The organism is Flavobacterium sp., assembly GCF_028712645.1.
In the GTDB taxonomy this organism is placed as follows: domain Bacteria; phylum Bacteroidota; class Bacteroidia; order Flavobacteriales; family Flavobacteriaceae; genus Flavobacterium.
In genome coordinates, this window is the sequence record NZ_JAQTPQ010000106.1 from 1 (window position 1) to 11,430 (window position 11,430).

Here is an 11,430-nt window from a genome sequence, read left to right on the forward strand (position 1 = left end):
GTCACCCAAGTTTTGTAATGAGTAACTCATTTACAAACCAAACTCTAGCTCAAATCGAATTGTGGAAAAACAGCGCAGCTTACAACAATGACGTGTATATGTTACCTAAACATTTAGATGAAAAAGTGGCCATGTTGCACTTGGCGAAACTAGGTGTTGAATTGGAAACTTTGCGTGTGGATCAAGCGGATTACATTGGAGTTCCTGTTGAAGGACCATTCAAACCGGAGTATTACAGGTATTAGTATTAAGATTTTAGTATTAAGTATTAAGATGGAAACCCTTGCAGCAATGTGAGGGTTTTTTGTTTGGTAAAAAGCCAAATGATTTTGTATTTAAAATTCATTCTTAACAAACTCTTATTTTGAAGTTGGAATATTGATTCCTTTAAAAAAGTCTTCTAAACTTATTTCTAATAATCTACAAATTTTAATAAGGGTTTTTCAACTCAAAATTTGCTCCTGTTTCCAATCTCCAATAGGCAGACCTACTCATTCCTAACTCAAAGGCAATGTGCTCATAATTGGAATAACCTTTTAATTTTCGCAGTTCTTTCAATCGCAATGCTATTGCTTCCAGTTCAGGTAATTTGAGATTTTCTAAAGAATTTTCCATACCCCAAATCTCAAAAATTTGTATTTTTTGTGGTACTCTAAAATAAAGTACACTATATAATAGAATTTTTATTACATTTGAATCTAATAAAAATCAAAAAAATGAAGAAAGTACTTATTATATTCTCTGTCCTATTACTAACAATTAGTTGTAAAAAAGAAGTTCATCAAAATGAAAACGAAATTATTGAAGAAAATTTAGAACCAAAATTGAACTTTGAAATTGTTAATTCATCAAAATCTGAATTTTATTATACGGAAAACACTGGTGGAAGCATTATGGTTTCCTATCAGACTCATTTTTCACATTTTCAAAACATTACTATAAAAAACAATTCAGATACCGCATTCAATCAATTTAATCTTAATTCTGAAATTAAAGTAACATTTGAAAATGGAGAAACTTTTACAGAAGAAGGATTTGGAAGTACAGATTCAAGCATTAGTATCAAAGATTTATGGAAACCAAATACAGTAAGAACATTTAATATTAAAACTTACGGTCCATATCCAAAAGATTTGATGGAAAGAACTCCTGTAAGTTTAACAATTACCTATAAACTTAATGCAAAAGGCATTGATGGTGAACTTGAAGAAAGTCAAAGTTTCAACATACTAGATGATTGGAAAAATTTTCAAAAAAAATTAGGCTATAGACAATAACATTCGAATAAAAACATTAATTTATGAGCATCTTGGGAAGATTTTATTTTAAGCAAACAATTTACGGCAATTTATTAGGCGAGTTTTCAAATAACAAAACTTCAGTAAATCTAACAGAAAGCGCAAACATTATAGAGAATTATGTTGGAAAATTTACAGGAAAATATAAAACAACTTGGTTTCAAGACGAACAACATAATTTAAATTTAGAAATTACATTTCGTGACAATACAAACAACAATATATATAATTTAGCTTGGACTGATGAAAAAAATAAAATAGTTTATTTTGGAGAAGGATTTTTAGTTGATGAAATATTAGTTGGTGATTATAGAGATTTTGAAAAAATACAAGAGTAAATAAAAATAGTATTTCATAAAACCTCAAAACTCCTATTCTCCCAAAAGTCTAGGAGTTTTTTTTAACAACCAAGCTCACAACAATAACCTGAAATATTTTATATCCTTGTATTTTAATTGATTACTTATCATAATGACTACACTTACTGTAAACATAAAAGACATTTCTCAAATTACCATTATCAAAAAAATTTTGAAAGCTTTTGATGTGGAAGTTATTGAGCAAAACAATGAAATTACAAATCCCGAAATAATCGAAAGGTTAGAAAAACATCATAAAAACTTTCAAGAACCTGCCTACAGAGAAGAAAACTACACCAAAGTAGATTCAAAAATATATGGGCAATTCACTAATTCACTACTTCATAAACATAAAACCTCAAAACTCCTAACTTTCATAAGTCCAGGATTTTTTTTGTTTCAACACCAATTTAATCCCCAAAATATTTTTACGTAAATTAGCCATTGCTTAAAAAAGCAAAAAATATACTATTCGAATCACAACATAACAAATATGAAAGCAAAGACCATTTTAGAAACCATTGGAAACACTCCTGTGGTTCAAATCAACAAGTTGTTTGGAAACAAAAAAGAAGTTTGGATTAAATTAGAAAAATCGAATCCAGGAAACAGCATCAAAGACAGAATCGCTTTGGCGATGATAGAAGATGCTGAAAGCAAAGGATTATTGAATTCCAAAAGTGTAATTATTGAACCAACTTCAGGAAACACGGGAATAGGTTTAGCATTGGTCGCAGCCGTGAAAGGATACAAAGTTATTCTGGTAATGCCTGATTCTATGAGTGTGGAACGCAGAAAATTAATGGAAATTTATGGTGCCGAATTTGTACTTACGCCTCGCGAAAAAGGAATGAAAGGAGCAATTGAAAAAGCTGCCGAATTAGTATTGGAAACTCCAAACGCTTGGTCTCCAAAACAATTTGACAATCCAGCAAATGTTGCAGTTCACGAAAGAACTACAGCACAAGAAATTATTGCCGATTTCCCTGGTGGACTAGATTATGTCATCACAGGCGTTGGAACAGGTGGACACATTACGGGGGTAGCAAAAGTATTGAAAGCTAAATTTCCAAATATCAAAATAATTGCTGTTGAACCCGAATTATCACCGGTTTTAAGTGGCGGAAATCCTGGCCCACATCCTTTGCAAGGAATTGGAGCAGGTTTTGTTCCGTCTATTTATCGTGCCGACTTGATTGATGAAGTGGTGCAAGTAACAAAAGAGAATTCATTTGAATATGCTCAAAGAATTGCTAAAGAAGAAGGTATTCTCGTGGGAATTTCAACAGGGGCTTCTCTAGCAGCTGTAGCCAAAAAACTGGAAACAATTCCCGACGGAGCGGTTGTGCTAACGTTTAATTATGATACAGGCGAAAGATATTTATCTATCGAAGGGTTGTTTTAACCTTAAAATCTATGAACTGGAAAAATATTTTAACCAGTATTTAATTTACCTCTCGGCTCCCTCTCCTTTGGAGAGGGTTGGGGTGAAGGAAACAAAAAAACCCGCTTCTCACGAAACGGGTTTTCTAATTATTGAGAAAATCAATTATGCTTCAACTTCAAATGGAAGTATAGAAACGTATGATTTATTATCTCTTTTCTTTTGGAACTGAACAACTCCATCTACTCTTGCGTGTAGGGTGTGATCTTTACTAATGTAAACGTTTTCACCTGGATTATGTTTTGAACCTCTTTGTCTAACGATGATGTTTCCAGCAATAGCAGCTTGTCCACCAAAAATCTTAACGCCTAAACGTTTTGATTCTGATTCTCTACCATTCTTGGAACTACCGACACCTTTCTTGTGAGCCATGACGTATAAGTTTTATATTGTTATTATTCTTGTGTCTCTTCTTTTTTAGCTTTTGGAGCTTTTTTTACTTTTGGAGCAGCTACTTCTTCAGTGGCAACTTCAACAGTTTCTTTTTTGGCAGCCGCTTTTTTAGGGGCTGATGCTGTAATACCTTCGATTACAATTTGAGTAAGATACTGACGGTGTCCGTTTCTCTTTTTGTAACCTTTTCTTCTTTTCTTTTTGAAAACGATTACTTTATCTCCTTTTAAGTGTTGTAACACTTTGGCTTCTACTGAAGCACCTTCTATAGCTGGGGCGCCTATTGTGATTGTACCGTTGTCGTCTAACAAATAAACTTTGTCGAAAGAAACTTTTGTTCCTTCTTCATTTGCCAAACGGTGAACGTAAACCTTTAGGTCTTTGCTAACTTTGAATTGTTGCCCTGCTATCTCTACGATTGCATACATAACAAATTGTTTTATAAATTTTTAAGGTTGCAAATATACAATTAAATATTTATTCTGCAATTAGTTCTCCAAAAAAATAATTGAATTGTTTTATATCAAGATTTTCAGCTATTTACCAATGGTTTAAAGGTTTTATTTTAGATGAAAAGCGTTAAATTTTTACCAATAATCAGATTGATGTTTTATACATAATTAAAAAAAGGTATTTTTGATGTAACAATAATTGTTGTTATTTTACCAATTGCAAATAAAATTTTTATTAATCCTCATGAAAAAATCAATAATGGTGTTAAGTACTGTGCTAATGCTTGGAGGAATTGCTCAGGCCCAGAAAGTAGCTTTCGAAGAATATAATTTAGAAAATGGTCTGCACGTTATTTTGCATAACGACCCTTCAGCACCAGTGGTAATAACTTCGGTAATGTATCATGTGGGCTCGAAAGATGAAAACCCAGAAAGGACTGGATTTGCTCACTTTTTCGAACATTTATTGTTCGAAGGAACCGAAAACATCAAACGAGGTGAGTGGTTCAAGATGGTGTCTTCTAATGGAGGAATAAATAACGCTAACACTTCGGATGACAGAACTTATTATTACGAAGTTTTTCCTTCGAATAATTTAGAATTGGGACTTTGGATGGAATCTGAAAGAATGATGCATCCTGTAATCAATCAAATTGGAGTTGATACTCAAAACGGAGTTATAAAAGAAGAGAAAAGAACAGTTTTTGATAATCGCCCCTACGGAAATTATATTGCCGTTGTAAAAGAAAATATGTTCAAAAACCATCCATATCGTTGGTCAACCATTGGTTCAATGGAACATTTAGATGCCGCCACTTTAGAAGAATTTCAAGCTTTTCATAAAAAATTCTACACCCCAAACAACGCTGTTTTAGTTGTTGCGGGTGATTTCGATAAAAAACAAGCCAAGGAATGGATTCGCAACTATTTTGGTACAATTTCAAGTGGCGAAAATTTGAAAAAACAAATTTTTACGGAAGAGCCAATAACACAAACCATTAAAGCCAGATATGAAGATCCAAATATCCAGATTCCTATGCTTGTTACTTCTTATCGAACTCCTTCGATGAAAACTAGAGATGCAAGAGTGTTAGAAATGATTTCTTCTTTATTAAGTGACGGCAAAAGCTCTAAATTGTATAAAAAAATTGTTGATGATAAAAAAATGGCGCTACAAATAGGTGCATTTACTTATAGTCAAGAAGATTACGGAATGTATATTATTTATAGTCTTCCGCTTGGAGAAAATACTACCACAACTATATTAAATGAGATAGACGAAGAAATTGTAAAATTGCAAACAGAATTAATTTCTGAGAAAGAGTATGAAAAATTACAAAATATAATTGACAATCAATTTGTAAACCACAATGCAAATGTGGAGGGAATTGCTGAAAACTTGGCGAAATACTATTTGTTATATGGTAATGTAAATTTAATTAATACTGAGGTTGAACTTTTTCATTCAATCACTCGAGAAGAAATTAGAGATGTTGCCAAAAAATATTTAAATCCAAATCAAAGATTGATTTTGGATTATGTTCCCGTTACAGAAAAAGTTCAAAACTAAGACGGTCCAAATTATGAAAAAAACAAACATTCTATTATTCATTTTGTTCTTATCCGGAATTATGCAAGCACAATACCGCCCGCAACCCAAACCTGGAAACGCTCCAGTAATAAATATCAAAAAGCCTCAAACATTTGTATTGGGAAATGGCTTAAAAGTAATGATTGTCGAAGATCATAAATTGCCTAGAGTTATCTGTAATCTTACTTTAGATAATGCTCCATTTGCCGAAAAAAACAAAAAAGGAGTTGATGATTTGAGCAGTAGATTAATTGGGAATGGATCAAAAAACACATCTAAAGAAGCCTTTAATGAAGAGTTAGATTTTTTTGGTGCCGATATGAGTTTTAGTTCCCAAGGAGCTTTTGCAAGTTCACTATCTAAATATGCTGGTCGAATATTAGAGATGCTGGCCGATGGTGCTTTGAATCCTAATTTTACTCAAGCTGAATTTGATAAGGAAAAAGCAAAAATGTTAGAAGGTATTAAGGCGAATGAAAAAAGTGTTCCAGCAATTGCCAATAGAGTTGTTAATGCTTTAACTTTTGGAAAACAACATCCATCGGGTGAATTTACTTCCGAGGAAACGCTCAATAATGTTACTCTTGCTGACATTGAAGCTAATTATCAAAATTATTTTGTACCCGAAAATGCTTATTTGGTAATCATTGGCGATGTAAAATTTAATAATGTTAAGCCTGTTGTGGAAAAATTATTTGGTTCTTGGAAAAAAAGAAGTATTCCAAAACTAATTTATGACAAGCCAGAAGATGTTTCTTTTACTCAAATTAATTTTGTTGATGTTCCTAATGCCGTTCAATCCGAAATTTCATTGGTAAACACAATACATTTAAAAATGAGTGACCCTGATTTCTTCCCAGCTGCAATAGCAACCTATATTCTTGGTGGTGACTTCAATAGTTATTTGAATATGAATTTGAGGGAAGAACACGGCTGGACTTATGGAGCTAATGCAATTATTGGAGCTGGTAAATATGTAACAAAAATGAAATCATCATCTGCAGTAAGAAGTTCAGTAACAGATAGTGCTGTTGTTGAATTTATCAAGGAAATTAAAAGAATTAGAACTGAGAATGTAAGTGATGAAGTGCTTGCAAACGTAAAAGCAGGTTACATCGGGCGATTTGTGATGAAGGTTCAACAGCCTCAAGCCGTAGCGCGATATGCATTGAATATTGAAACAGAAGATCTTCCGGAGAATTTTTATGAGAATTATATCAAAACCATAAATGCTGTAACCTCCGAAGATGTAAAACGTGCCGCTAACAAATATTTTCTTATCGATAATACCCGAATTGTAATTGCAGGAAAGGGTTCGGAGGTAATTCCTGGTTTGGAAACCTTGAAAATCCCCATTTTTTATTTTGATAAATATGGGAATCCTACTGAAAAACCTGTTTTGAATTAACAACCAGCGATGATAAAAAGTAATAAAATAAAGACTGATTTTTAAGACAGTCTTTATTTTTTAGAATATATATGAGAAACTACTTCTTAGCAGATAAATAAACTCCAATTAAAATGATAAACGCGCCCAGAAACTGCACAGGTGTGAGCATTTCATTATCTAACAATCCCCAAAAAAAAGCAATAATAGGAATAAGATAAGTTACTGAAGTGGCAAAAACTGGTGATGACATTTGTATCAGTTTAAAAAAAAGAACATTCGCTATTCCTGTTCCTATAACTCCTAATATCAAAATAAATAAAACAGAACGCTGTACATTTACTAAATGTATAACTTCGAAAAAGCCAGTAAAAAACAAAATCAAAAAAGCAGGAAAAAAAAGAACGGTAAAATTTCCTGTCGTTATACTCAAAGGGCTCAAATCAGATAGGAATCTCTTGATGAGGTTTACGTTTATAGCATAACAAATGGTTGCAATTATAACTAATATTGCATAATAATAGTTGTGTCCAGGATGATTAATCGCTCCATTTAGAACTAAAAGAATGCTTCCAATGAGTCCAATAAAAACTCCCCATATTTGTCTTTTTTGAAAACTTATTCCAAAAAAAAAGAGCTCCTAAAATCAGGGTGTTTAAAGGGGTTAATGCATTTAAAATTGCGGTAATGGAACTGTCAATTTCTGTTTCGGCAATAGAAAAAAGATAGGCTGGAATAAATGTGCCAAGTAATGAAGTTAGTGCAATATATTTCCATTTATTTTTTGGAATTTTAGACAAACTTTTATACCCTATTATCATCAAAAAGATTGCGGCAAATAGGATTCGTAAAGAGCCCAATTGCATCGCGGTTAAACCTATCAATCCTTTTTTTATCAATATAAAGGAACTTCCCCAAATCAAGGAAAGGACAATTAAATAAACCCATTTTAGCTGTTTTGAATTCATAAACGAAAATTTGGCTCAAAATTGTAATAATTTTATGAATTCCCATTGTTTTTTTTCATTAATTTTATCCCCTATAACAAGATGATGAATCTTTAAAATTAAATTACAATGAACTTTTCCAAATCAATTTTGATGGTAACACTTACAAGCCTTTTGTTTGTAGGATGTAAAGAAAAAACTAACGATGCTATTTCAGAGTCTGCAACTGAAACAAATGCGCCAAAAGTAAAAAAGGAAATCGCTAGTGCAAATCTTCAAACTGCTAGTTTCACCATTGACGGAATGACTTGTGCCATAGGTTGTGCAAAAACAATTGAAGAAGAATTAAATGGACTTGACGGTGTGCAAAAAGCATCTGTAGATTTTGAAAAAAAATCAGCAACTATTTCTTTTGACAAAACTATTTTAAATCCTGATAACATTGCTAAAGTTGTTGAAGCCACAGGAGATGGAAAAACATACAAGGTTTCGAATATGAAATCGTAAATCTTGCAAATGTTTGCTGAATGCAGAAGAATTCATTAACAGTGAAAACAAAATTCTTGTAGAAAATTTAATAGAATATTCTGTTAGTTGGATTAATTACAGAATTAATAAGCTTAATTATTAATGTTGTCTTCTAGACTTTTAAAATCAATTTCTTTTCCATTCACATCAAAAAATTGATATTTGAATTTTAATTTACCGTCAATTTCTTCGATATTGACATTCATTTGATAAAAACCGTTATTCCATTCTACAATCACGTGATACGAATAATCACCAACTCCAAAACTGCTTGGAAGATTACTGGTGTAGATCATTTTCTTTGATTTGAGGTTCAATGTGCTTACCTCAATATTTTCATAGGTGCCAATTTCATCATCATTAATTGGCTGTCCCATATAATAGTGATTCCCTGATGGTTTTTTATTTTTTCGTTTGTCTTTAGGGCCATTATAAATATCTTTAATTGAAAAAATAACATCTTTCAATGAGCTTTTCCCAACATTTAAAATAGAAAATTTTATTTGATGACTATACATTAATCGATGCACTTTTTTGTGGTTTCCTTCAATAGAAGCTCCTTCTCCAAGATCGGTACTTGTTATTTCTATAACCGGTAAATTTTGACCAGCAATCTGACTAAAAGATTCTGATTTAAACTTTTTAAGTCTGTTTTCAGATTCAGCAACTGCAATTATTTTTTCTTTCAATTCTTGATTTAAAGATTCTATTTCTTTAGTAGCTACTTCAAGTTCTTTTTTTGCCTTTGCAGATTTTTCATTGGCATAAAAACTTCCTTGATATACAAAAAAGATTGAAAGTCCTATCAAAACACATCCAATAAATGCCAATAGTAAAGTTATCATAAACGCTTTCTTTTTCATTACGAAAATTTGGATTGAGAATGGCTAAAATGGAGCTGGGTTTTCTCTTTATTTAGGGTGTAAAAATATAGTAAATTTCACTAATTAAACCTTTGCCTTTCAATATTATGTAAACATCTTATTAACCAAAACCACTAGTAAATATGGTTTTTAAATCAATTTTTAAATAATTTTCTAAACAAATTGCATAAAAAAAGCTTCTCGATTGGAGAAGCTTTTTTGGTGCGGGTAATAGGACTCGAACCTACACTCCTATCAGTGCAATTTAAAGATTTTAAAAACTTAATTAATCACTACCAAACAAATCATAAATACTAATAAAATCAATACTTAAGCAAATATATAAATCTAAATTTATATTGAATAAAATTGAACCACATTTAATGCTATTGACTAAATACTGACTAAATACTGACTAGATTATTTTTTTAATTCAAAAAATTGACTAAATTTGACTATTAAAATATTCGAATTATGGCAAAAGTTAAATTCTTACTTCAAAGTAAAACCGAAAATGCACAAATTTACATACGTGTATCAATTAGTCAATTTGTTTCGCTTAAGAAAAAAACGGGATTCTCAATAAACACAAAAGATTGGAGCGAAACTAATTTCCCTAAACAAACCAAACCCGAGAACAAACTGCTGTCCGCCAATCTCAAAAAGTTAGAAACATTTGTTTTGCAAAACCTCAACAAAGATTTAGCTAACGGAACTTTAATTGATTCATATTGGCTCGAAACACAAATAAATGATTGCTTTAGCCGAGTAATAAAAACCGATGCTGGCTTATTGATTAACCACATTCAACACATTATCGATAATGCAAACACTCGCAAAGTCAAAACAAACGGTGGGTTTAAAATTGGATTAAGTGCGAGTACAATAAAAAACTACACTTTATTCAAGAACATTGTTGCGGAATATCAAACCACTATCAAAAAACAAATTCAGTTTATAGAGATTACTAAACCATTTGTTGACAAGTTCACAAATTGGCTTGTTAATACTAAAAAATACTCTACTAACTATTCAGGTAAACAATTAGAGATTTTGAAAACAGTTTGCATCGATGCAGAAAAAAATGAAATCCCAGTAACCCCATACTCAAAAACAATCGAGCATTTTAGAGAAAGTGAAAACGACCGTTACATACAAACTTTATCGTTTGAGGAGCTGGAACAAATAAAAAATGCTGATTTTACAGATTTGGAAAAACTTAAAGAGTTTAAAAAGGAAAATCCAGAGCTCACAAAAAATATTTCTCTAACACCAGAAACATTAGACAACGCACGAAATTGGATTTTAATAGGTTGCGAAATTGGACAACGTGGAGGAGATTTATTGAACATCTCAGCTGAAAATATAAGACAGAAAGGCAACAATATTTATTTAGACATAATACAACAAAAGACCAATAAAAGCGTAACTATTGGAATTATCGCACCGCACGTAATAGACATTATAGAAAATCATTTTCCAAAAAAACTACAACATCAAAAACTAAATGTTTTGACAAAAATAGTTTGTAAGCTAGCTGGAATTGACACTATAGTTGAGGGAACAAAATTAAACACAGAAACCAATCGCAAAGAATATGGAATGTATCCAAAATACGATTTAATGGCATCACATTCATTTAGGCGTTCTTTTGCCACTAACTATTATAAAAAAATACCAACAGCAGTTTTGATAAATATTACAGGACATTCAAAAGAAAGTTTATTTTTAACCTACATAAACAAGCGTGAGGACAAGGATTCTAATGCCGACCTGTTCAGACATTTTTATGAAGATTTACACAAAGATAAAAAACCCCAACTAAGAATTGTAAAAAATGGAACAACCAACTAAATTTAAGGACAACCATCATTAAGTCACCTTTACCTTTAATCTATAATATTACTTTTTTAAAGAAGTGACAGTTTACTATTTTGTCAAACAACCTAGGTAAACATTGAGATTCCATAATAAAAAATCCAACAGAACTGACTTAACAGAGATGTTTTACTATACTAGATTAAACCACTGTAATAGGGTACAAATTCTCTCTACCAGTGAAAGAAAAAAAATAAAATTTTCAAAAGATTTCAAGAAAAAACATTTTTCAACAAGGGGGGATGCCTCTTTTATAACTCGTTTTCCTTTTCAATCATCTACCCCCTGCT

General features: G+C 31.5%; 13 protein-coding genes and 1 pseudogene. 9 read left to right on the forward strand and 5 right to left on the reverse strand.

What is annotated here, in order from left to right:
- The coding region (locus PHC28_RS09600; RefSeq protein ID WP_300099254.1) for an adenosylhomocysteinase at positions 1–245 on the forward strand (245 nt) is incomplete at its 5' end.
- A gap of 184 nt (positions 246–429) precedes the next feature.
- Here the strand turns inward: PHC28_RS09600 and PHC28_RS09605 are convergent.
- Complete coding sequence (locus tag PHC28_RS09605) at positions 430–615, reverse strand: helix-turn-helix transcriptional regulator (RefSeq protein WP_300099257.1); 186 nt, start codon at positions 613–615, stop codon at positions 430–432.
- A gap of 101 nt (positions 616–716) precedes the next feature.
- On the opposite strand from PHC28_RS09605, the gene PHC28_RS09610 reads away from it, so the two are divergent.
- The 4 genes from PHC28_RS09610 (at position 717) to cysK (ending at position 3,062) form a co-directional block, all read left to right on the forward strand.
- Entirely contained in the window at positions 717–1,277 is a 561-nt protein-coding gene (locus tag PHC28_RS09610) for a hypothetical protein (RefSeq protein ID WP_300099260.1), read from the forward strand.
- Positions 1,278–1,300: 23 nt separating this feature from the next.
- Positions 1,301–1,636: a hypothetical protein gene (locus PHC28_RS09615; RefSeq protein ID WP_300099263.1), complete on the forward strand. Its 336-nt coding sequence runs from the start codon at positions 1,301–1,303 to the stop codon at positions 1,634–1,636.
- 133 nt (positions 1,637–1,769) lie between these two features.
- Complete coding sequence (locus PHC28_RS09620) at positions 1,770–2,093, forward strand: hypothetical protein (RefSeq protein ID WP_300099266.1); 324 nt, start codon at positions 1,770–1,772, stop codon at positions 2,091–2,093.
- A 57-nt stretch (positions 2,094–2,150) separates the two neighbouring features.
- Positions 2,151–3,062, forward strand: a complete 912-nt coding sequence (gene cysK, locus PHC28_RS09625) for a cysteine synthase A (protein WP_300099269.1) — start codon at positions 2,151–2,153, stop codon at positions 3,060–3,062.
- Positions 3,063–3,206: 144 nt separating this feature from the next.
- Here cysK and rpmA read toward each other — a convergent pair whose 3' ends face one another.
- Both rpmA and rplU read right to left on the reverse strand, forming a co-directional pair.
- Positions 3,207–3,473, reverse strand: coding sequence for a 50S ribosomal protein L27 (rpmA, locus tag PHC28_RS09630; RefSeq protein ID WP_133276499.1), 267 nt, complete (start codon positions 3,471–3,473; stop codon positions 3,207–3,209).
- 23 nt (positions 3,474–3,496) lie between these two features.
- A complete protein-coding gene (gene rplU, locus PHC28_RS09635) occupies positions 3,497–3,922 on the reverse strand; it encodes a 50S ribosomal protein L21 (RefSeq protein WP_290867283.1) in 426 nt (141 codons plus the stop codon).
- 268 nt (positions 3,923–4,190) lie between these two features.
- Between rplU and PHC28_RS09640 the strand changes: the two genes are divergently transcribed.
- Together PHC28_RS09640 and PHC28_RS09645 are read left to right on the forward strand one after the other, a co-directional pair.
- Complete coding sequence (locus tag PHC28_RS09640; RefSeq protein WP_300099275.1) at positions 4,191–5,516, forward strand: pitrilysin family protein; 1,326 nt, start codon at positions 4,191–4,193, stop codon at positions 5,514–5,516.
- A gap of 13 nt (positions 5,517–5,529) precedes the next feature.
- A complete protein-coding gene (locus PHC28_RS09645) occupies positions 5,530–6,945 on the forward strand; it encodes a pitrilysin family protein (protein WP_300099277.1) in 1,416 nt (471 codons plus the stop codon).
- 79 nt (positions 6,946–7,024) lie between these two features.
- Here PHC28_RS09645 and PHC28_RS09650 read toward each other — a convergent pair.
- Positions 7,025–7,892: pseudogene (locus PHC28_RS09650) on the reverse strand (DMT family transporter).
- Between the two features lie 108 nt (positions 7,893–8,000).
- Here PHC28_RS09650 and PHC28_RS09655 point away from each other — a divergent pair.
- Entirely contained in the window at positions 8,001–8,378 is a 378-nt protein-coding gene (locus PHC28_RS09655) for a heavy-metal-associated domain-containing protein (protein ID WP_300099279.1), read from the forward strand.
- Positions 8,379–8,491: 113 nt separating this feature from the next.
- Here the strand turns inward: PHC28_RS09655 and PHC28_RS09660 are convergent, their stop codons facing one another.
- The gene (locus tag PHC28_RS09660) at positions 8,492–9,262 is read right to left on the reverse strand and encodes a hypothetical protein (RefSeq protein ID WP_300099281.1); all 771 of its coding nucleotides are present in this window, start codon (positions 9,260–9,262) and stop codon (positions 8,492–8,494) included.
- Between the two features lie 474 nt (positions 9,263–9,736).
- Here PHC28_RS09660 and PHC28_RS09665 point away from each other — a divergent pair, with 474 nt between their 5' ends.
- The gene (locus tag PHC28_RS09665) at positions 9,737–11,116 is read left to right on the forward strand and encodes a phage integrase SAM-like domain-containing protein (protein ID WP_300099283.1); all 1,380 of its coding nucleotides are present in this window, start codon (positions 9,737–9,739) and stop codon (positions 11,114–11,116) included.
- Positions 11,117–11,430 lie beyond the last annotated feature (314 nt).